22 protein-coding genes are annotated in these 19693 nt (G+C 62.8%); 8 read left to right on the top strand and 14 right to left on the bottom strand.

From position 1 onward, the window contains the following. Positions 1-9: 9 nt before the first annotated feature. Together AC1DUY_RS27305 and AC1DUY_RS27310 are read right to left on the bottom strand one after the other, a co-directional pair. Positions 10-801 (bottom strand): hypothetical protein, encoded by a 792-nt coding sequence (locus AC1DUY_RS27305; protein ID WP_478118388.1) that lies wholly within the window; start codon positions 799-801, stop codon positions 10-12. A 16-nt stretch (positions 802-817) separates the two neighbouring features. Continuing rightward, on the bottom strand, positions 818-1024 hold the full coding sequence (locus AC1DUY_RS27310; RefSeq protein ID WP_068730489.1) for a hypothetical protein: 207 nt from the start codon (positions 1022-1024) through the stop codon (positions 818-820). Positions 1025-1292: 268 nt separating this feature from the next. Between AC1DUY_RS27310 and AC1DUY_RS27315 the strand changes: the two genes are divergently transcribed. Then, positions 1293-2270, top strand: a complete 978-nt coding sequence (locus AC1DUY_RS27315) for a DUF2336 domain-containing protein (RefSeq protein ID WP_478118390.1) — start codon at positions 1293-1295, stop codon at positions 2268-2270. Positions 2271-2745: 475 nt separating this feature from the next. On the opposite strand, the gene AC1DUY_RS27320 is transcribed toward AC1DUY_RS27315, so the two are convergent. Next, the gene (locus AC1DUY_RS27320; protein WP_089267018.1) at positions 2746-3093 is read right to left on the bottom strand and encodes a DUF1491 family protein; all 348 of its coding nucleotides are present in this window, start codon (positions 3091-3093) and stop codon (positions 2746-2748) included. 141 nt (positions 3094-3234) lie between these two features. Between AC1DUY_RS27320 and AC1DUY_RS27325 the strand changes: the two genes are divergently transcribed. Beyond that, on the top strand, positions 3235-3669 hold the full coding sequence (locus tag AC1DUY_RS27325; protein ID WP_478118393.1) for a type II toxin-antitoxin system RelE/ParE family toxin: 435 nt from the start codon (positions 3235-3237) through the stop codon (positions 3667-3669). Next, positions 3602-3925, top strand: coding sequence for a helix-turn-helix domain-containing protein (locus AC1DUY_RS27330; protein WP_478118395.1), 324 nt, complete (start codon positions 3602-3604; stop codon positions 3923-3925). The genes AC1DUY_RS27325 and AC1DUY_RS27330 overlap by 68 nt, the downstream gene beginning before the upstream one ends. Positions 3926-3956: 31 nt before the next feature. On the opposite strand, the gene AC1DUY_RS27335 is transcribed toward AC1DUY_RS27330, so the two are convergent. Beyond that, positions 3957-4676, bottom strand: a complete 720-nt coding sequence (locus tag AC1DUY_RS27335) for a peptidoglycan-binding domain-containing protein (protein ID WP_478118397.1) — start codon at positions 4674-4676, stop codon at positions 3957-3959. Continuing rightward, positions 4669-6513 carry a PAS domain-containing sensor histidine kinase gene (locus AC1DUY_RS27340; RefSeq protein ID WP_478118399.1) on the bottom strand — a complete coding sequence of 615 codons (1845 nt, stop codon included), beginning with the start codon at positions 6511-6513 and terminating at the stop codon, positions 4669-4671. Before AC1DUY_RS27340 ends, AC1DUY_RS27335 begins: the two co-directional genes overlap by 8 nt. Before the next feature lie 408 nt (positions 6514-6921). On the opposite strand from AC1DUY_RS27340, the gene AC1DUY_RS27345 reads away from it, so the two are divergent. Beyond that, a complete protein-coding gene (locus AC1DUY_RS27345) occupies positions 6922-7311 on the top strand; it encodes a DUF5330 domain-containing protein (RefSeq protein WP_478118401.1) in 390 nt (129 codons plus the stop codon). A gap of 92 nt (positions 7312-7403) precedes the next feature. Then, on the top strand, positions 7404-7847 hold the full coding sequence (locus AC1DUY_RS27350) for a SufE family protein (protein WP_478118403.1): 444 nt from the start codon (positions 7404-7406) through the stop codon (positions 7845-7847). Positions 7848-7918: 71 nt separating this feature from the next. Here AC1DUY_RS27350 and thrS read toward each other — a convergent pair whose 3' ends face one another. The 5 genes from thrS to AC1DUY_RS27375 form a co-directional block, all read right to left on the bottom strand. After that, entirely contained in the window at positions 7919-9130 is a 1212-nt protein-coding gene (gene thrS / locus AC1DUY_RS27355; RefSeq protein ID WP_478118405.1) for a threonine--tRNA ligase, read from the bottom strand. Between the two features lie 337 nt (positions 9131-9467). Next, positions 9468-10064: a DUF6456 domain-containing protein gene (locus AC1DUY_RS27360; protein WP_439061357.1), complete on the bottom strand. Its 597-nt coding sequence runs from the start codon at positions 10062-10064 to the stop codon at positions 9468-9470. A gap of 60 nt (positions 10065-10124) precedes the next feature. Beyond that, a complete protein-coding gene (locus AC1DUY_RS27365) occupies positions 10125-10397 on the bottom strand; it encodes a hypothetical protein (RefSeq protein ID WP_439061356.1) in 273 nt (90 codons plus the stop codon). Positions 10398-10604: 207 nt separating this feature from the next. Beyond that, the gene (locus AC1DUY_RS27370; RefSeq protein WP_089267012.1) at positions 10605-11018 is read right to left on the bottom strand and encodes a Ros/MucR family transcriptional regulator; all 414 of its coding nucleotides are present in this window, start codon (positions 11016-11018) and stop codon (positions 10605-10607) included. Between the two features lie 163 nt (positions 11019-11181). Then, the gene (locus tag AC1DUY_RS27375; protein WP_120290797.1) at positions 11182-12045 is read right to left on the bottom strand and encodes a hypothetical protein; all 864 of its coding nucleotides are present in this window, start codon (positions 12043-12045) and stop codon (positions 11182-11184) included. A gap of 352 nt (positions 12046-12397) precedes the next feature. Here AC1DUY_RS27375 and AC1DUY_RS27380 point away from each other — a divergent pair, with 352 nt between their 5' ends. Beyond that, the gene (locus tag AC1DUY_RS27380; protein ID WP_120290795.1) at positions 12398-14047 is read left to right on the top strand and encodes a glycosyltransferase family 39 protein; all 1650 of its coding nucleotides are present in this window, start codon (positions 12398-12400) and stop codon (positions 14045-14047) included. Positions 14048-14191: 144 nt separating this feature from the next. Here AC1DUY_RS27380 and AC1DUY_RS27385 read toward each other — a convergent pair whose 3' ends face one another. Next, the gene (locus AC1DUY_RS27385; protein ID WP_439061355.1) at positions 14192-14905 is read right to left on the bottom strand and encodes a DNA helicase; all 714 of its coding nucleotides are present in this window, start codon (positions 14903-14905) and stop codon (positions 14192-14194) included. Positions 14906-15132: 227 nt separating this feature from the next. On the opposite strand from AC1DUY_RS27385, the gene bla reads away from it, so the two are divergent. After that, the gene (gene bla / locus AC1DUY_RS27390) at positions 15133-16002 is read left to right on the top strand and encodes a class A beta-lactamase (protein WP_120290791.1); all 870 of its coding nucleotides are present in this window, start codon (positions 15133-15135) and stop codon (positions 16000-16002) included. Here the strand turns inward: bla and AC1DUY_RS27395 are convergent. After that, positions 15962-16918, bottom strand: a complete 957-nt coding sequence (locus tag AC1DUY_RS27395; protein WP_120290789.1) for a DMT family transporter — start codon at positions 16916-16918, stop codon at positions 15962-15964. The genes bla and AC1DUY_RS27395 overlap by 41 nt on opposite strands. A gap of 109 nt (positions 16919-17027) precedes the next feature. On the opposite strand from AC1DUY_RS27395, the gene pdxR reads away from it, so the two are divergent. Beyond that, the gene (gene pdxR, locus AC1DUY_RS27400) at positions 17028-18524 is read left to right on the top strand and encodes a MocR-like pyridoxine biosynthesis transcription factor PdxR (RefSeq protein ID WP_478118410.1); all 1497 of its coding nucleotides are present in this window, start codon (positions 17028-17030) and stop codon (positions 18522-18524) included. Between the two features lie 7 nt (positions 18525-18531). Here the strand turns inward: pdxR and AC1DUY_RS27405 are convergent, their stop codons facing one another. Both AC1DUY_RS27405 and AC1DUY_RS27410 read right to left on the bottom strand, forming a co-directional pair. Continuing rightward, entirely contained in the window at positions 18532-18900 is a 369-nt protein-coding gene (locus AC1DUY_RS27405) for a nuclear transport factor 2 family protein (protein ID WP_441229228.1), read from the bottom strand. 42 nt (positions 18901-18942) lie between these two features. After that, positions 18943-19659: a DJ-1/PfpI family protein gene (locus tag AC1DUY_RS27410; protein ID WP_478118412.1), complete on the bottom strand. Its 717-nt coding sequence runs from the start codon at positions 19657-19659 to the stop codon at positions 18943-18945. Positions 19660-19693: the final 34 nt, after the last annotated feature.

Here is a 19693-nt window from a genome sequence, read left to right on the forward strand (position 1 = left end):
CACGTCCAACTATCCGCCTACCTGGAGCAACTTGCCGGGGCGAACCGGCGTGAGGCTGCCGGCCATGGCCGTGGTCTGCGCTGCCAATTCGCCAATCAGCATATCGGCGCTGGACGCCATGCCATCGGGGGCGTGGATCACCATACGTTCCAGCGCCCACTTGTATGACGACACCCGGCGCTGCAGACATTGCTCGACCCACTGCACGATCAGCGCGTTCTCATCCATACGCGCGATGGCGTCGGCGCGTTCCTTCGGCTCCAGCGCCGACACCAGCTTCAGGCTGGCATTACGTTTGCGATCGAGCTCGACGACCTTTGCGGCTGTTGCATAAAATCCCTCGAAACGCAGGATGTCGTCGCGCGCGTCGTCCATCAGCACGCTGTAGCGCGACGTATGCGAGCGATGTGGCTCGTCGATCAGGAGCCGGCCATAGGCCGTGCGATCGTAGGTGACGTTCTGCCGCCACGGCGATGCGATCGGCTTGTAGTCGCCGAACACACTCTTCCACAGCGGGCGCGAATGCGGCGGCTCGATCAGCGGATAAGCGAGATCGCGCATCTGGCGCTCGAGATCGGTGAGCTGGAATTCCGACGACTTCAGGCCGACGCTGCCGGTCGCCTCGACGCCGATCCAGCGATGCATGTCGTCGGTCACCGCATTGTTGCGGGTACGGCCAAAATCGCCGCCGGCGCAGCCGCCGAGCGTGCTGCCGATCAAACTCGCAACTATGAAACACGGCGCAAGAAACGACGTCTTGTGCCGAAGCCGTATCCGGTTCGGATGGAATATCGCCGACATCAGAACAGGTCCGGGGTCAGGAACGGGCGCGGCGCTTGCGGCGGCGTCCCGGCGCAGTGCCCTCTTCCGGGCCGCTGCCACCATTGCTGTCGTCGATCTGACGCTCGATTCGGATCACCGGCAGGATCAGGATTTCTGCGGAGGTTTCGCGGGGAGATGGCGCCACATTCACGCCCAGCCGTCGCGCTGCCGCATCCGCCGGGAACTTGATGATGGTGCTCATTATCCAGTCTCTCCGCGCCGCTTCGCCCGGTTTGCCGACGCACCGTCATTAAGGACAGTCATGGTTAATGGCGTGTTAACGCCACAGGCTCATCGAAACAACGGTTCGTTGATGCCGCGCGATGTCAACGAACGCACGCTCCGCTCGCACCTGCACCGTTGAACCGACTCGTCGGAATCAGATCTGCCTCGGCCAGAGGCCCATGGTTAAACACATATTAATGCGTCCGCGATAATTTGAGGCAAGGTTCCCTTAGTAAGCGTATGCCATGCCTGCCTCACCTCCAATGTTTCCGGGCTTTGACGGATTGCTGACGCTCTCGCGTCGCGAAGGTGTGGACGTACGACCGACCTTGCTGCGCGTGCTGACGGATCTTTATGTCCAGGCACCGAACCATACGATCGACGAAGAGAAGCAGTTCGTCGAACTCACCGCGCGCCTGATTGATCAGGTCGACGATGCCACCCGCGCCGCGGTGCGCGCGCGGCTGTCGATCTATCCGAACACCCCGCGCGCGATCCTCAACCGGCTCAATCTGCGCCCGACCGAACCCGGCCAATCGGTGCCGCTCGCGCAGCCCATTTCCGCCGCAGAATCTCCCGCGCCGCCGGTCAAGCAGCCGAGCGAAGCGCAGATGCGTGTCGCCGCCAATATGGCCATGGCGCCCAGGGACGCGTCCGAGATCAGTACGCTGTTCTTTGCCGCATCGAGCAGCGAGCGTGCGCAGATCCTGCATAACCTCGCCGAAACGCCGCTGCGATCCTCCGCCCGAATTCCGCAAGCGCGCGCCGCCCGCGCCATGCATATCCTCGAAATGGCCGCCTTCGCCGAAGACCGCGACAACTTCGCACGCGAGTTGAGCGAAGCGCTGATGCTGCCCGCCGCCATTGCCGAACAGGTCGTCAGCGATCCCGGCGGCGAGCCCCTCGCCTGCTGCGCCAAGGCGCTCGGCATGCGGAGCGACATCTTCCAGCGCGTGCTGCTGTTCCTCAATCCGGAATTCGGCACCTCGGTCACCAATGTCTACCGGATCGCGCGCATGTATGACGTGCTGAGCGAGCGCTCGGCACTGATCATGGTGGCCGCCTGGCGCGGCGCGCATATGGCGGCAACCCGCGCCAAATTCCGCCCTGCGCTCTATGACGACGAGCGCCATCGCGCGCGGCCGAGCGCGCCGCAGGCACGGCCGGGCGTTCAGCCAGGCGAGGATATCACGCGCGTGACGCGGAATTCGTCGGGCCGTTAAAATTGAATCTGTGAAGGCGTCGGGAAAGATACGCTTTTGTAGCAAGCTGCCCCGATGAGCGTTTTGCCTCTACCCAAATGGGTTCGAAACACACGCAGAACCATCCTATGCGTCGGCATCGGATGGCCCGCGATTGCCTACATGATTTCCCTCGGCCATCCCGCAGGCGGAATCTGGTTCGCGATAGGCAGCATATTTCTGGCAATAATCTTTCTTCCGGGGGTTCTGCTTCTAACCTTCGTGCTCCCGACCTACAGAAGCAGGATCATCGCAATTCCCCCGCTTCTACTTTTTATCTTCTGGCTGATATCCCGCCAGTCACACACCTATGACGGCTTCTCGCTACCGGTCCCAATGGTGCTTTGGGCCTGCAGTTTCATGGCCATCGCGATGCTTATTCCGCAATGGTCGAGCATCGAGTTGACCACCCGACGGTTTTTTCGCCGGCAAAACACTTGGTATTGAAGAGCTGATCCTAGCCCTTCGCCAGTTCAAGGAAATGCCGTCCAGCCTTGTCCTCGGTCTCGACGATCCAGACGTCGGGATCGAACGAGATCTCCTTCTGCAAACGCTCTTCGATCTTGCGTTCCTCGACGGGCTGCGGCGGTGAGGCTGCGAAGACGCGATCCACAGGGCGGCTCTCGTCATAGGCGGTTTGCGGCGCCGGCGTGTAGAGCATCGCGGTGCCATCCAGCAGCGCGACCTTCACGAACACGGCGCCCGCTTCCTCCGCACCACGACGGCGCACGGCGCCGAACACGCCTTCGGTCTGGCAACGGCGCAGATAGGCTGCGACCCAAATGGCTGACTTCAATCGTGACATCTGAGCCCTTGATTACTCCGGAGAACGAGATTGCGAGGTAACTTCGAGACCGGGAACCAAGCCCGAAATGCGCAATTGACGCGACGCCCATTTATAGTATTATGACTATAACGCGCAACGTCGCCCGGCATCAATATCAGAATGTCACCCACCGACATACCCTTGGAATTCGTGGGGTCGTCGAAAGACGATCTTTCTGAGTTTCCGGTGCCCGTGAAGGTATGCATTGGTTTTGCTCTGCGTGCGGCCCAGAAAGGCAAGAAGCACCCGGATGCGAAGCCTTTGAAAGGCTTCCACGGCGCAGGCGTTGTGGAGATCGTCTCTGATTTTGATGGCGATACGTTTCGCGCGGTCTACACCATCAAACTGAAGGGCATGGTCTACGTTCTCCACGCGTTTCAGAAGAAGTCGAAATCCGGGATCCAGACCCCTAAGACCGAGATTGACCTGATCAAATCCCGTCTAAAAGACGCAATGGCGCTTTACGAAGAAGCCATGGAGGGCAGCAATGAAAAAGCCAGCAAGCACAAAGAGCAGCGGCAACGTATTCGCCGACCTCGGCCTGCCAAACGCTGATGAGCATCTCATCAAGGCAGAGATCGCTCTCGGCATTGCCGCACGCATCAAAAGCAAGGGACTGACCCAGGCACAGGCATCCAAGCTGATTGGCCTTGCCCAGCCCGACGTCTCTAAGCTGCTGCGCGGACAGTTCAGCGGCTACTCTTATGAGCGCCTGTTTGGATTTCTCGTTGCCCTCGGCGAGCGCGTCAAAATCGAGGTGTCGGACGCGAAGACGAAGAAGCAGGCACGCGTCGAACTCGAAATGTCGTGAACCGCATCGCCGGGCCAGCAGCCCGGCAGCGCTAGTCGATCGCGCGCCCGGTGACGGTGGCGAGTTCGCGCACCATGCGATCGGACACCTGCCCGGTCACCGGCAGCTTGCGTTCGCGCTCGAAGCGCTGGATCGCAGCCGCTGTGTCCGAGCCGACATTGCCGGTCGGCTTCAGCTGGCCGTAACCGTATTCCGTCAGCGCACGCTGAACAGCGGCGACACGGCGCGTATTGGTGATGAGATCACCGAGCGGATCAGTGCGGGTCGCATTCGGGATCGCCGCCGGCGGGCGTGCCACGGCGCCCGTGGTCGCCGGTGACGCCGGCGCCTTCAGGAGATTGCCGACCGGATCGGCCGCGCGCTGCTCGACGGGCTTGGCGGCGAGCGACGGCTTCGGCTCGTTGGTGCTGTTGACCGGCTTGGAATCCAGCATGCGGGAATCGAGCTTGGTGTCCGGCGACGCAGCATCCAGCGGACGCGGCTTGGGCAGCGGATTGGTGACCTGCGCCGGTGCTGGAAACGCAACGACGGTGCTGGAACCGAACATCGGCGACGGATGATGGCCCTTCTGCAGGAAAATGGCATTGGCGATGATGGCGCTGACCGCGGCGAATGCGATCAACCCGGCGACCATGTCCTTCGGGCTGTGCAGCAACACGCGCAGGACGATGCCGCGCTCCGCGGGCTCATCGACGATGGCGACGGCGCGGCCGCGTTTGGACTTGGTCGCTTTGGAACTGGCTTTAGGCACTCTTCTTCACCTGATGGGCTTGGTCGGACGGCGCGCTGCGCGCCGCGGGATTCAAGATCGCGATATTGCTGACGTGTTCAGCCTGCGGCGTAAACTCCAGCGGCAGCGCGATTGTGATGGTGGTGCCTTCGTCGATCCGGCTCTGAACCTGCATCTCGCCACCATGCATGCCGACGAGGCTCTTCACAATGGACAGACCGAGGCCGGTACCCTCATGGCGCCGCTGATAGGTCTTTCCGGCCTGGAAGAACGGATCGCCGATGCGTGCGAGATCGTCCGATGCAATGCCGACGCCGGTATCACTGACGCGCAGCATCAAGCGCGATCCTTCGACGCCCGCTGCCACGGTGACGCTGCCGCCGCGCTCGGTGAACTTGATGGCATTGGACACGAGGTTGAGCAGTATCTGGCGGAATGCGCGCGGATCGCCGTTGACCTCAGGCAGATCCTTCGGCGCATCGGTGATGAGATCGATGCCATTCTCGCGCGCCTTCAGCGCCAGCAGATTGCAGCAATTGATCAGCGCCGGACGTGGCGCGAAGGGCTCAGGCGAAATCTCGAAATTGCCGGATTCGAGCTTCGACATATCGAGGATGCCATTGACGACTGACAGCAGGTGCTGGCCGGAATCGTTGATCAGCTGGGCATATTCCTTGCGCTTGGTCGCATCGAGCATCATCAGCTCTTCCTGCACCAGCATGTCCGAAAAGCCGATAATGGCATTCAGCGGCGTGCGCAGCTCGTGGCTCATGGTGGCCAAGAATCTCGTCTTCGACGCATCGGCGCGCTCGGCTTCAATGCGGGCCTGCGCCAATGCCTCTTCCTGCAGTTTGCGGTCGGTAACATCGCGCAGCACGGCCACAACTTCTGCATCGGCATTGACCGGCATCGACGTGTCGACGTCCTGCTCCATCGGCCGGCAGCGCATTTCGACCCAGATGAATTCGGCCCCGGATGGGCGCAGGCGCTCATTGCTGCGCGCGACATCGCGGCGCAGACGAAATTCGACGCTGCGGGCTTCGCCGCCGCGCGCGGCGTCGGACAGAGCCGTGAGATAGGCCGGGCGATCCGCGACATGGACGCGATCGAACAGGCCATGGCCGAGCAGCCGCTGCGCCGGGGCGCCGACCAGCGCTTCAGCCGCCGGCGAAATGAACTGCACGGCGCCATTGTGACGATGACGCGAGATCACGTCGCTCATATTGCGCGCCAGCAGGCGATAGCGGTCTTCCTCGACATAGAGCAGCGAGACACTGGTGCGTGCCAGCGACTCCGCGCCGAAGGCCAAACCGGCTGCATAGATGGTGGCAGACGCGATGCCGAATGCCATGAACACGCCATGGCCGGCGACACCGGCTTCAGATACAGGCAACCAATCGAGACCGGTCAGCACGATGAGAATGCCGACGCAGGACAGCGCCAGCGCCGATGCAAAGGCAACGATACGGCGCGAAGCCGAGAGTGCCGCCTCGATCGGCACTACGACAAGCCAGATCGCTGCGAACGAATTGATGCCACCGGTGGAGATCGCCATCATCATCACGAGGCCGGCGAGTGCGACGGACGACAGCACCTGTGCGCTTTCATAGCGGCCGGTACGCGACAGAAAATATGAGCAGAGGATCGGCGCCATCAGCCAGGCGAAAGCTGCGACCTCGATCGCGTTCGGCGCGCCGCGCAGCGCGAGATAGACAGGAAAAGCCGCAAAGGCCGCAAGACTGCCGAGCAGACGCGGCGCCATGAATGCGCGATGACGCGCGCTCGTCAGCGCATCGTAGCGCACTGAAGGGTGCAGCATGGCATCAAGGCAGTCGCGGATGATGGTCGATACTGTCACTGGTCTCGCTTCGGCTTGATCGTCAATTCAGACGCGCCGAAACGCCTCCTTTTATCGTTGCGCCAACGTGTCAGAGCGACATTAAGCGAACGCTAAAGCGCATCCCGTGTTCGCCATGCCTAACGCGTAAGTGCTGATTTAAGAGGAGTTTTCGGATTTCCATTCGGCAACGATGGTGAACGAGTAGTTTCCATCGCCGCGCCCATATGGTTTCGAAAGTGTGCATCCCCAACATCGTGTCGGAAAACGCACGAACAGCTCATCAATGGAAAATTTACGCCAAACCGAATGAAGCGAATTTTCGTCGATTTAACCGCATCGCAAATACTTGCAATTTATCGACTGCTGCTAACTTCGATCCCAATTGCGACAAATCGCAACGGTTCGAAGAGACTAACGGGGTTCGCGATGTTCTTCCTGCTTCGCATGGCATTCTGGCTCGGGCTCGTGCTCGTGCTGCTGCCGAGGGACAAGACGCCGGAATCGGATAAGCTGCCGCAGATCGGCGCTTCCGATGCGGTATCGGCTGCGAGTGCGGCGATGTCCGACATGGCTCAATTCTGCAAGCGCCAGCCGGCCACCTGCGAAGTCGGCGGCCATGCGGCCACCGTGATCGGCGAACGTGCCAAGGACGGCGCGAAGAAAATCTACCAGATCATCACCGAGAAGAAGCCGGATACCACCGGATCGATCGGTGGCGAAGGTGAAAACCAGGGGACGATCGCCATGGTCCGGCCCGACACGCTCACCCAGGACGACCTCACCGCCGAATGGCAGCCCCCCACCGCTGCTCCCTAAACGGCTGATTGCGGCGGATAATTACCGCAAACGGCGGTCGCTTTCGGCGCTGTTCGTCCCTATATAGGGCCTGACATTGCTTGCAGGCCCCGATGACCACGATTGACGATATCCGCGATAATTTCGAGCTACTCGAGGACTGGGACGACCGCTACCGGTACGTCATCGAACTCGGGCGCAGCCTCACGCCGATGCCGGATGAGGAACATTCCTCCGCCAATAAGGTCAACGGCTGCGCGAGCCAGGTCTGGCTGTCGCGCCAGGTCGCCCGCGACCACGGCACGCCGGTGCTCAGCTATCTCGGCGACAGCGACGCGCATATCGTCCGCGGGCTGATCGCGATCCTGCTGACGCTGTATTCGGGCCGCAAGGCCGAGGACATTCTGGCCACCGACGCCATCAAGGTGTTCGACGAGCTCGGCTTCAAGGAACACCTCACGCCGCAACGCTCCAACGGCCTGCGCGCCATGGTCGAGCGCATCCGCCGGGACGCCGCCGAGACCCTGGCAGATGCGAACCAGGGCGTGACCCCATAGGCTCAAGCAGCCGCGGGTGCTGCGCCAACGCTCCGCCAGGGATCCACTGATCGAGTGCAGCTGAGGCCCGTTTACGGGGCTTCAGCCCCGAGCCCGCCCGACCGCGCCCTCGCCTGCAGCCGGGACACCGCCTCGGCCAAAGGAACGTCGGCCTGCGAGCCGTCGCGCTCGCGCAGGCTCACCCGGCCGTCCCTCATCTCGCGCCCGCCGACGATCGCCATCACCGGCACCGCCATGTCATGCGCCGCCACGATGCGCCGTGAAAGCGTATCGGCGCCGTCATAGGCAACGGCCCTAATCCCCGCATCCTCGAACGCCGCCACGACGTCAGCGCCGTATCCGGCCTGGTCTTTCGAAATCGGCGCAACCGCGATCTGATCCGGCGACAACCAGAAAGGAAGCACGCCGCCGTGGTGCTCGAGCAGGATCGCGATCATGCGGCCAAGCGATCCGAAGATGGCATGGTGGATCATCAGGGGCCTTGCGCGGCTGCCGTCGGCGGCGATGTAGGACGCGTCGAGCCGCTGCGGTAGCACGCTGTCGAGCTGCACCGTGCCACACTGCCAGGATCGTCCCAGCCGGTCGCGCAACGCGAATTCCAGCTTCGGTCCGTAGAACGCGCCTTCGCCAGGATTGATGTGAGGCGCGAGGCCGCATTGCCGCGCGGCATCGTCGAGCTTCGCCTCCGACCAGTCCCACGTCGCGTCGTCGCCAGCGCGCACGGCCGGACGCGTCGACAGCGCCACTTCGTAGTCGGGAAAACCAAGATCGCGATACACCTCGCCCAGCAAAGCGATGAAGCGCGCGACTTCGTCCTCTACGTCCTGCTCGCGGCAGAACACATGCGCGTCGTCCTGCTCGAAGGCGCGCGTTCGCATGATGCCGTGGAGCGCACCGGATGGCTCGTTGCGGTGGCAAGCGCCAAACTCGGCATAGCGGATCGGAAGTTCCCGCCACGAGCGCAGACCCTTGTTGAAGATCTGCACGTGGCAAGGGCATGACATCGGCTTCAGTGCCATCGTCTGCTCGCCGTCATCGACCCGGAACATGTGCTCGCGGAATTTGTCCCAGTGGCCGCTGCGGCTCCAGAAGTCCTTTGGCAGCAGCTGTGGCGTTTGGACCTCGGCATAGCCGGCTCTGCGCATTTTGCGCCGGAGATAGTCCTCCAGCACCCGGTAGATCGCGTAGCCGCGCGGATGCCAGAACACCATGCCCGGCGCATCGTCCTGCAGGTGCCAGAGTTTGAGTCTTACGCCGAGATTTCTGTGGTCGAGATCGTCCATGGCTGTGTTCCTTACGAGGGGAAAAAGCGCGGACGGGGATCATCAAAAACAGAAAAGGCCCCGTCCGTCGCCGGCGGGGCCTTTTCTGGGTGAAGTACGCTTGTCTCTAGCGCGCGCGACCAGAAGGCGATCCGCCGTGAGCGGTCGCCGTGGTGGTCAATGCAGCTGATCGAAGCTTGTTCATGCGCTGTATATGGCGGCAAAACGCGCAGGCGTCAACGAAAGCTGCTTGGCGTCGCAGATATATGATGCGCGGGCCTATGATCGCGGCGAACGACTTGGCCGTCGTCAAGCTCGCATCCATCCGCATCTGGCTGCGCGCTATCGACTCCACACCCTAGCTCTCGAACGCCGCATCGCCTGCGAGCCAGGTTCGCACTTTCGATGGCTGTCCCCTGACCTCACTGGCGAAGCCGTAATGCCGCGCGAGGCGATCCAGCGCGAGTTGCAGCACGACCTTGGCGGAGCGCGCCGGCCAGTTGCGTTCGCGCTCGATGTCTTCGAGGCCGCGCAGAAAACAGCACACGTCCATCAGAACCCCTGAAAACTCGGGCCCGCAAGCATCCAGCGCCTGACTGACGCGCTGGCGCGCTGTCATCATGATATCCGTCATCTCGCCGGGACTGCTGCCGGCCCCGCGTGGTCGGCCGCCGGTCGGCGCGGCCCAGTTCGCCGTCATGCGCGGCGCCATGTTGCCGCGCGTGAAATCGGCGCGCAGCTTTTCGCCGGCGATGAACTGATGCGGGCTGATCATGCTGCGGCCATCGCGGCCCTTGCGCCGGGCCAGCCAGCCGAGCGGGCTTTCACTGTCATTGACGAGAACGCTGGCGACGCCGTCCTCGGTGAGGATCTGCCGCGTTTCCAGCGACAGATGCTGCGCGCGATGGTGATCGACGCGGTCGGGATGCCTGGTGGTGCAGCGGGACGTTTTCATCGTGAGCGACTCCATCTAGGATAATAAGCTCACATCCCGAATGGCCCGGCAAGCAGAATTTTAGACTTTATTCCTTCCTGGGCTTTTATTCAAAAGAACCAGTGCCTTCGCACGATCGCTCAAAGCCGCGGCGTTGAGAAAGCAGGTTTCCGGCAGCGACTGCGATTGATCCGCGGCCGGCGCGCGCGAAGAGTTCATCGCAGTCCTCGACAACGACCTGCGGGCAAAGCCCTCCCCCATCGTCCGACAGATCACTTCCAGATTTCGCGGTACGGCATCGATGCGCGGGATGGCCTCAACGTCCGCTTGAAAGTCTCCCGTCATACGCGCCAAGTTCACGTATCGCCTGCCTGTGGTGTCACACACCAATTGCGCGTGGCGGGAGATGTATCCCGCATCCAGACGTAGAACTTTCTTCGTCTCCGATTTGTTCTATATTGGTTCCTGCGGATGGAACCTGACTTTATTGCTTAGCTTTACTTGTTCGGATTACTTGCGGGATCACTCGCCCAGATCGCTTGCTCAGGTCACCTGTTCAGGTCACTTGCGCCGGCGGCGCTGCTGACCCAGCCCCATTTTCTTGGCGAGCTGCGAACGCGCCACCGCATAGTTCGGCGCGACCATCGGATAGTCGGCCGGCAGGCCCCATTTCTCGCGATACTGTTCCGGCGTCATCGCGTACTGCGTGCGCAGATGGCGCTTCAACGACTTGAAGCGCTTGCCGTCCTCGAGACAGACCAGATATTCGGCGGTCATCGATTTCTTGACGGACACCGCCGGTTTGGCCGGCTCCGCCGCGACCTCCGGCCGGCCGTTCGACACCCGCACCAAGGCGGCGTGAACCTGACCGATCAGCGCCGGCAGCTCGGACGCCGGTGTTGGATTGTGACCGACATAGGCCGACACGATCGTCGCAGTGAGATCGATGAAGCTCTTGCCGGCGATGTCGTTCATGGTCCGTCGTCTTTCAAGGATTGGAGCCGCACTTTACTTGACAATCATGCGGGCATTACAGCCACGAGGGCAATAACAACGTATAGCGCGCCGGTTTCATTCTGCGTGCAAGATTAGTCGAGATCAGCTGAAAGTGACCGCCAACGGAAATGGCTGAACGGCATCAGCCCCTGTTGTCGAGATGCTCACGCAACTCGTCGATCGAGGCGAAGCGCATCATGCCTTCGGGCATCTGCGCCTCGATGGAGCCGTCGGAATACAGCGAATAGGCCATGCCATCGACGACCCCCGATTTCAGCACGGTGACGTCCGATGCCTGCGGCGGCTCTTCAGCCGGCGTCGGCGGAACGTAGCGATCCGGGATCAGCGCGGCATCCGGCAGCTTGTCGCTTGGCGAGGACGAGGTACGGGCGGCGCGGCGGATCGCGTCGGAGCGCGACCGATCCGGCTGCGGCCAGGCATCCTCGAAACTCTTCGGCTGCTCGGCGGGCGCCTCCGGCGTTGGCATGGCCGCCTCGAATGCGGCAGCTGCCTCGGCCCTCTCCCGCTCCCGGCGCGATGACTGGAACAGCAGATTGCGACGCTTCGGCTCCTCAGGCACCGGTGCCTCGGCGGCAGCGGACGCGAGCCGCTCACGGTCGCGCAGCACTTCGTCCTGCCACGGGGGAACACCTGGCTCCGGAACGGCAGGTCGCGCGGCCGGCTGGTCGCGGCTGAACAGCGGGGCCGGCGCGGGCGCGTCATCGGCCTCCTCTGCGTCCTCCCCCGGAACCGGCGGCAGCTTCAGTTCCCGGCGCGGCAGCCGGGGCGACGGAACCGGTTCATCGATCTCGCCCTGCGGCCCAAACTTCTTCAGCTCGCCGACGGCGAGCGCCATGCTCACCATGATCAGGCCGGTGCAGGCCCCGACCGTCCCGGTCAGGATCAGGGTATTGCCGAAGCCGAATTCCTTGACCGGAATGCCGAAGCCGATCGCGGCAAGGCCCGCCAGAATGACCCCGATCCCGGCAATCAGCAGCAATTTCATAGTCTTCGAACTCCTCGACGGACCGCTCGCGAGTCTCGTCATGGGTGCCACGATAGCGTCATATTGCGTGCACCGCCAAACGGCATTTTGCGTTCATCCCTTGTACATCGGCCTGGTGGTAAGTTTTGGGAGAGTTTTCTTCCACCGGAGACAACAGGTTTGGGACAGCCGACGCCGATCTATCCCTAAACGGTAAAGCTTTTACCTTGTCCTGTTTGTTGCAACGCATTAAGAAACTTCAGCCACAATTCTCAATTACTTCAAAAGAGAAGTGCGCTATATCGATGCCGGGGAAACGAGGCTCAAAGAGCGCTAAAGCCGAGCCATTGGGGACACCGGGTTATCCATCGCCATGTCATCGATTACGACTGCGGCCATCGACACGCCAGTAAGGCGCTCGGTGGAACGGACGTGTGACGACCTCGCCATCCTGGCGCTTGTCGTTGTCAGTATCGTCGCAAGCTTCACGTTCCGGGACTATGGTCTCGGATGGGACGACTATACTCACGCTGAATATGCAGATCTTCTATTGAAGATGTACGGGTCGGGCTTCACCGACACCGGCGCTTTGTCGTTTGCAAATCTCTACATGTATGGCGGCGGCTTCGATATGGCGGCCGCGCTGCTGCACAAGATCATCCCGCTGGAGCTGTTCGAGACGCGACGCCTGCTCGGCGCGATCGTCGGCGTCATCGGCCTCGGCGTCACCTGGCGCCTCGGCCGCCGTGTCGCCGGCCCCGTGGGCGGCCTCGCCACGCTGTTGCTGCTGGCGCTGTGTCCGACCTTCTACGGCCATATGTTCATGAATCCGAAGGATGCGCCTTTCGCTGTGGCGATGGTCATCCTGATGCTCGGGCTGGTGCGCCTTGCGCAGGAATATCCGAACCCGTCGCCGCGTACGGTCCTGATCCTCGGCCTCGGCGCCGGCTGCGCGATCGGCTGCCGCATTCTCGCCGGCCTCACGCTGATCTATGCGGTGATCGGTTTCATGCCGCTGTGGATCGAGGATGTCCGCACCAATGGTGTGCGCGAGAGCGTGCACCGCTTGCTGCATGTCCTTTACGTGCTGCTGCCCGGCCTCGCTTTCGGCTATCTGATCATGGGCCTGATCTGGCCGTGGTCGATTCTCGAGCCCGCCAATCCGCTGCGCGCCCTGGGCTACTTCTCTCACTTCTTCGAGAAACCGTGGAAAGAGATGTTCGACGGCGCGATGATCTCGGTGCCGGACATGCCGTGGTCCTACCTGCCGACGCTGTTCGCGCTGCAGCTTCCGGAAGTGCTGCTCAGCCTCACCTTCGGCGGCATCGCGCTGACCATCATGTCGCTGTCGCGCGACACCGTGCCGGCGCGTCGCAAGACCATCCTGTTGATGCTGACCTTTGCCGCCACATTGCCGCTGGTGATCGCCATGGTGAAGCGCCCGGCGCTGTATAACGGCATCCGGCATTTCATCTTCGTGCTCCCGCCGATGGCCGTGCTCGGCGGCGCGGCTTTCGCGGCGCTGATGGATTGGCTGCGCGTCAATCATCGCGGCGCGCAAGCGGCTGCCGTCGCCGTGTTCTCCTTCGGCCTGATGCTGCCGACGGCCGAGATGATCCGGCTGCATCCGTATCAGTACACCCACTTCAACTACATCGCCGGCACCGTTCGCCAGGCCGATGCGCTGTACATGCTGGACTATTGGGGCCTTGCGCTGAAGCAGGCCTCCGATGCGCTGCGCGAGCAGATCATTGAGCGCCAGGAAAGCCCGCCGGTCGGCCGCAAGTGGAAGGTCGCCGTGTGCGGCCCGCAGCGTCCGGCACAGGTCGCGCTCGGTCCCGACTTCACCATCGGCTGGGACAGCCAGTCGGCCGACTTTGCGATGACGCTTGGCGAGTTCTACTGCAAGGGCCTCACCGCCCCCGTGATTGCCGAGATCAAGCGCGACGACGTCGTCTTCGCCAAGGTCTACGACATCCGCGGCAGCAGCATTTCGAGCCTGCTCGCGATCCCCGCGCCGTAAAATTCTGCGTTAGTACTAAGTTCCAAGTTTTCGTCATGCCCGGCCTTGTGCCGGGCATCCACGTCTTGGCGACCATGAAAGGCGTGGATGGCCGGGACAAGCCCGGCCATGACGACTCTTGTTGTTCATGGCCCGCGTCGTTGACTAACGCGCCGCCTGAAACCTGATGTCGCCGTTGTTCAGAAAACACGTCTTGCTGAACAGGCCGAGATCGACAGGATTCGGCAACCGGACGTCGTCCAGATCAGGACATGGCTTCACAGCCGGATCGTAGGACCGGTGGATCTGCGAGATGAAGACGAAGATCAGCCCGCGTTCCCTCGCGAATGACTGCAGCGCGCGCACCTGCACCATCAATGCCGGGTTCTCGCGTTTCTGATCGAGCAGTTGCAGATAGTCGATCACCACAAGCGTGCCGCGCGGCGCGTCCGCCAGTTTCCGGGCGACGTAGTCCGCGCAGATGTCGTCGGAATTGTCGAATGCGAACAGCGTATCGAAACGCCCCCGCTCCACGCCGATGGCACTGAAACGGTCCAGCACGTCCTTTTCGCCGTATTCCAGCGAAAAGAACACGCTGCGATGGCCGGATTGCATCGCCTCCACGGCGAGCTTCAGGCTCATCAGCGTCTTGCCATGGCCCGGGCGCGCGCCGACCAGCACAAGATCTCCGGGAGACAGTTGTTCGAACAGTTTCGCGGCGGGTGTTACCGAAGACATCCGCGCCACTAGCAGGCTCCAGGCAGCAAAGCCTTCTCGCACGGCGATCCGGTCGAGTGCCTCGTGCAGCGGAATGTTATCGGTGCGGGATAGAAGCCTGGCCTTGCGCTTCAATTGATAAACAGGCGCAGAAAGACGCATTGTGAGAACCTCCTGGTGCGAGCGTTGTCACAACCCCTCCTTATGCTTGATGCTCGAACAGTTGGTTCGGTGATCAGAGAGCCCGGTATGATCGATACTTTCCCGCTGGAGGGGGGAGGCGTGGGCCGCGCCAGAATCGGAGTGTAGCACAATCCCCCTCCCCGCGAAATTGCCGATACCCGATCGCCCGCCATCAATTCTCCCTCTTCGCCCACGAATGACACGCCATGATGATCAATCGACGAACATTGCTGGCGGCTGCGCCGGCGCTCATGGCCTGGCCGGCCTTTGCCAAGGAAATGGCAAAGGAGGCGCCGGCGGCGTTGCAAGCTTATGAACGCGACACCGGCGGGCGGATCGGCGTCTATGCCGAGAACCTGAAGACGGGCGCAAAGATCGCGTGGCGCGCCCATGAGCGCTTCGTGATGTGCAGCACGTTCAAGGCCTCGCTCGCCGCCTGCGTGCTCGCCCGCATCGACCGCGGCGAGGACAAGCCCGATCAGATGATTTCCTACGCCGCGGCGGACCTGCTCGACTACGCGCCGGTCGCGCGCGACAATCTCGCCAAGGGCGCGCTGTCGGTGGCCGACATGTGCAAGGCCATCGTCGAACTCAGCGACAACACCTGCGCCAACATGCTGCTGGCGCGCGTCGGCGGTCCGGCCGCCCTCACCGCCTTCTGGACCAAGACCGGCGACAGCGTCTCGCGCCTCGATCACAACGAGCCGTTATTGAACCGCTCACGACCCGGCAATCCGCAGGACACAACCACACCCGCCGCGATGGCCGGCAACGTCAAACGCTTCGTCACCGGCAATGTGCTGACGCCCACGTCGCGCGATCAGCTCACCGACTGGATGGTGAACTGCAAGACCGGCGACAAGCGCCTGCGCGCCGGACTGCCGAAGACATGGAAGATCGGCGACAAGACCGGCAATAACGGCAAGGACGCCGCCGGCGACATCGCCGTGACCTGGCCGAAGCCGGACCAGCCCGTCGTCATCGCCGCCTATACGCAGGGCGGCACGCCGACGGCTCCACAATTGGAGACGGTGTTCACGGGGATTGGCGAGATGGTCGGGCAGAGGCTGGGATAGGCTGCACGGCCATTGCAGCATCCGGCTTTGAACGCGACATCGTTCCGATGACAATCCCGCCAAGGATCATGGCCATCGCTGCGATCAGCGACAGCTCGATCGCCTCGCCCAGCACCAGCGCGGAAATCGCAACGCCCATTACCGGCGTTGCCAGCAGACCGAGGGACGTAATGGTCGCCGGCAGGCTGCGGTTGATGATCACCATCGCCCAATGCGCCAGCGCCGTGCCGAAGATCCCGCCGAACAGCAGAGCGCCGACAAGTTCGCGCGTCCAGGCGATATCGGGGACGCCTTCGCGGATCAGCGCCAGCACTGTCAGCAGCACGCTCGCGAGCAGCGCCTGCCAGAACACGAGTTGAAACGGCTCGGAGATCCAGCGGTGGCCGCGGACATAGACGATGTTCGCCGCCCAGCACAGCGCCGCGAGCAACAGCAGCCCGCTGCCGATCAGCGCATTGCCGTTGCTCCAGTCGAATGCCGACGGGTTGAACATGACAGCGATGCCGGCAAGCCCCAGCACGATGCCCGCGAGACGTTCTCGCGGAACGGGCTCACGCAGCAGCAGCCAAGCGGCCGGCGCGACCCAGAGCGGCGTGGTGTAGCCGAGCACGATGGAGCGCCCGACCGGCACGAATTGCAGGCCGAAGGCGACCAGCACCGAGAATAGGCCCATATGCAGCACCGCGACACTGACGATCACAGGCATGTCGCCGCGCCGCGGCACGATGAATTGCCGGCGCGCGAGTGTAATGGCTGCCAGAGCGAGCGTGGCAATCACGGCGCGAATCGCCACCGACCACAGCGGCGAAATGTGCTGCACCAGAAATTTCGTCAGCGTCCAGTTCAGCCCCCACATGGTCACGACGACGGCAAACAAAAGCAGCGCCGTGCGGCGCGACAGGGGATGTTCGGACATGGCTTCATCTCACGGCTTCGGTGCATGGCGCACTCGACAGACCGAGGACACTAGGTTTTACTGGCCCCAATCAAAGATCCATTCCACTAAAAATGACTGAGCCAGTTTGATGGGCGACATTCTCGCAGGGCTGATCGATATCGAGCGCGGGTCCGCGAGCAGCGAGACCTTGACGCGGCAGCTCTATGATCAGCTCCGCGCGGCGATCCTGAGCGGCGCGCTGCCGCCGGGCCATCGCCTGCCGTCGAGCCGCGACTGCGCGCAGCAGCTCGGCCTCGCGCGCAACACCGTCTCGACCGTCATCGATCAGTTGGCGATGGAGGGCTATCTCGACGTCACGCAGGGACGACGCCCCATGGTCGCCGCCGCCGAGCGCAAGGCGTTGCTCACCGGACGCAACATTGCCGGCAAGACGCCGAAGCCGCTCGGCCTGTCGCGCTGGGCCGAGCGCGTGCAGAAGTCGGATTGGCCGTTCATCAACAAAGGGCGGCCTCTGCTGTTGGCCCCGGCGCTGGCAGATGCGCGGCTGTTTCCCCACGACATCTGGGCGCGCTGCCTGCGCCGCGCGGCGCGACGCGGATCGACCGGCGATCCCGCCATCAATCGCGCCTCGTTGCGCAACGCCCTGCTCCGCCATCTCATCGCCTATCGCGGCGTGCGGGCCGAGGCACGACAGATTGTCCTGATGCCATCGGCGCAGTCTGCGCTTGAACTCATCGCGCGCGTGTTACTCGATGCCGGCGATCTCGCCTGGGTCGAAAGCCCCGGCTATGGCGGCGCATATGCGGCGCTCAATGCGGCCGGTGCGACCATGCGCGGCATTTCGCTGGATGGCAGCGGCCTCTCCATCAAAGGCCGGCGCGATCGCCCGCGGCTGATCTTCGTGACCCCGTCGCATCAGCATCCCACCGGACGGCTGATGCCTGTGAGCCGGCGGCAGCAATTGCTTGCATTTGCCAATGACATCGGGGCTGCCATCGTCGAGGACGACTATGACAGCGAATTCCACTATGACGGCCGCCCCGTCGCCGCCCTGCAGGGCCTCGATGACAGCGGCCGCGTGTTCTATGTGGGCACGTTCTCGAAACCGATGTTCGCGGACGTGCGCAGCGGCTACGCCATCGTGCCGCCGGATCTTGCCGACCTGTTCGAAAAGGCGCAGCGCCACGGCAGCCATATCGTGCCGGCGCCGGTGCAGGATGCGCTGGCCGAATTCATCGACGACGGTCACTTCGCAGCGCATATCCGCAAGATGACGCGTGTCTATCGCAGCAGGCGCGATCACCTGCTGCAGGCACTGCAAATTCATGCCGGCGATCACCTGACGATCGAACCGCCGGCCGGCGGTATGCAGTTGCTCGCCCATCTCGATCTCGATCGCGACGACCGCGCCATTTCGGCACGACTTGCCGAGCTCGGCGTGACCGGCCGCCCGCTATCGATGTATTTCACCGGACCTGTGGCCGGCCAGGGATTGTTCATGGGCTTTTCCGCCTGGAACGAACAGGAGATCGACAAGGCCGCCGCCATCGTCGGACAGGTGCTGCGCGCCACCGCCACGCCGCGCGGCCGCTCCGGCAAGGCACCGAAGCGGCCGAAGGGCTGACGCGTTCCTATGCTGCCGCGAGCTTCCTCTCGACGGCCAGCGCCGCCGGCAGCGGTCGCCACAGCACCGTCATTTCCTGTATGAGGCCGGCGTCGTTCAGACGCCAGTAGTCGACGCCATCCAGCTGTTCCGTTCCGACGGTGATACCGAAGAAGGCGGACACGTGTTCGGGCCCCTGCAGCACTTCGCGGAAATCGAAACTGTCGACGACACCCAGCAGCGCCGTGACCACCGGACGGATTGCCGCCTTGCCCTTGAATGGCTCGGCGGCAAGCGGCGTCTTCAGCACGATGTCGTCGGCCATATGCGAGAGCATGGCATCGAGGTCTTTGCGCTGCATCGCTTGGGTAAATGCATGGATGTGCGTGAGGTTCATGGTCATGATCCTTTCGATCATATTAGAAGCGGCTTGCGCAACTCACTCCGCCGCTGTCGGCACGATGATGCCAAGCTTCGTCGCGATGCGTTGTGCGGTGGCCTCGCGTTGCGCGGTGATCTTCGCCACCGACTGACGGGTCTGCGCCAGCACCGTCGCCGGTGCGGTTTCGGGCGTGCCGCTGTTGAACGGCGGCTGTGGCGCATATTCCATGAACAGCTGAATTCCCTGCGCCACCTCGTCGCCGCGCAATTCTGCAGCCAGACGCAGCGCGCCATCGATGCCCGACGTCACGCCGGCGGCGAAGATCCAGTTGCCGTCGATCACCACGCGCTCCTTGACCGGCGTTGCGCCAAAATAGCGCAGCAGATGAAACGACGCCCAATGCGTGGTCGCGCGGCGGCCCATCAGCAATCCCGCAGCGCCGCAGATCAGCGCGCCGGTGCAGACCGAAAAGATTCGAGCATGTCCGGCCTGCCGACGGAGCCAATCGAGCACAACCGTATCGTCCATCAGCGCTTCCTGGCCGAAGCCGCCGGGCACATGCAGCACGTCGAGCTGGGGCGCGTCGCCAATGGCTGCATCCGGCGTAATACGGAGCCCCCTGTAGTCGCGCACGGGATCGGTGGTCTTGCCATAGATTCGATAGGTCGAATTCGGGATCCGCGACAGCACTTCGAACGGGCCGGTGAGATCGATCTGGTCAAGCCCCTCAAACAACAGCGAGCCGATCTGGAGATGTTGGTCTGGCGGGATCATGGAATGCTCCAAGCATTTGTGAATGGACAAGCCG

Source organism: Tardiphaga sp. P4_G1 (assembly GCF_056401215.1).

Excerpts from the sequence above, each read along its gene's own strand:
- AC1DUY_RS27305 (WP_478118388.1), bottom strand. The coding sequence starts at position 801 with ATGTCGGCGATATTCCATCCGAACCGGATACGGCTTCGGCACAAGACG.
- AC1DUY_RS27325 (WP_478118393.1), top strand. The coding sequence starts at position 3,235 with ATGTCACCCACCGACATACCCTTGGAATTCGTGGGGTCGTCGAAAGAC.
- AC1DUY_RS27315 (WP_478118390.1), top strand. The coding sequence starts at position 1,293 with ATGCCTGCCTCACCTCCAATGTTTCCGGGCTTTGACGGATTGCTGACG.
- AC1DUY_RS27350 (WP_478118403.1), top strand. The coding sequence starts at position 7,404 with ATGACCACGATTGACGATATCCGCGATAATTTCGAGCTACTCGAGGAC.
- pdxR (WP_478118410.1), top strand. The coding sequence starts at position 17,028 with ATGGGCGACATTCTCGCAGGGCTGATCGATATCGAGCGCGGGTCCGCG.
- AC1DUY_RS27405 (WP_441229228.1), bottom strand. The coding sequence starts at position 18,900 with ATGAACCTCACGCACATCCATGCATTTACCCAAGCGATGCAGCGCAAA.
- bla (WP_120290791.1), top strand. The coding sequence starts at position 15,133 with ATGATGATCAATCGACGAACATTGCTGGCGGCTGCGCCGGCGCTCATG.
- AC1DUY_RS27310 (WP_068730489.1), bottom strand. The coding sequence starts at position 1,024 with ATGAGCACCATCATCAAGTTCCCGGCGGATGCGGCAGCGCGACGGCTG.
- AC1DUY_RS27380 (WP_120290795.1), top strand. The coding sequence starts at position 12,398 with ATGTCATCGATTACGACTGCGGCCATCGACACGCCAGTAAGGCGCTCG.
- AC1DUY_RS27410 (WP_478118412.1), bottom strand. The coding sequence starts at position 19,659 with ATGATCCCGCCAGACCAACATCTCCAGATCGGCTCGCTGTTGTTTGAG.
- AC1DUY_RS27360 (WP_439061357.1), bottom strand. The coding sequence starts at position 10,064 with ATGAAAACGTCCCGCTGCACCACCAGGCATCCCGACCGCGTCGATCAC.
- AC1DUY_RS27370 (WP_089267012.1), bottom strand. The coding sequence starts at position 11,018 with ATGAACGACATCGCCGGCAAGAGCTTCATCGATCTCACTGCGACGATC.
- AC1DUY_RS27330 (WP_478118395.1), top strand. The coding sequence starts at position 3,602 with ATGAAAAAGCCAGCAAGCACAAAGAGCAGCGGCAACGTATTCGCCGAC.
- AC1DUY_RS27345 (WP_478118401.1), top strand. The coding sequence starts at position 6,922 with ATGTTCTTCCTGCTTCGCATGGCATTCTGGCTCGGGCTCGTGCTCGTG.
- AC1DUY_RS27375 (WP_120290797.1), bottom strand. The coding sequence starts at position 12,045 with ATGAAATTGCTGCTGATTGCCGGGATCGGGGTCATTCTGGCGGGCCTT.
- AC1DUY_RS27320 (WP_089267018.1), bottom strand. The coding sequence starts at position 3,093 with ATGTCACGATTGAAGTCAGCCATTTGGGTCGCAGCCTATCTGCGCCGT.
- AC1DUY_RS27395 (WP_120290789.1), bottom strand. The coding sequence starts at position 16,918 with ATGTCCGAACATCCCCTGTCGCGCCGCACGGCGCTGCTTTTGTTTGCC.
- thrS (WP_478118405.1), bottom strand. The coding sequence starts at position 9,130 with ATGGACGATCTCGACCACAGAAATCTCGGCGTAAGACTCAAACTCTGG.
- AC1DUY_RS27385 (WP_439061355.1), bottom strand. The coding sequence starts at position 14,905 with ATGCGTCTTTCTGCGCCTGTTTATCAATTGAAGCGCAAGGCCAGGCTT.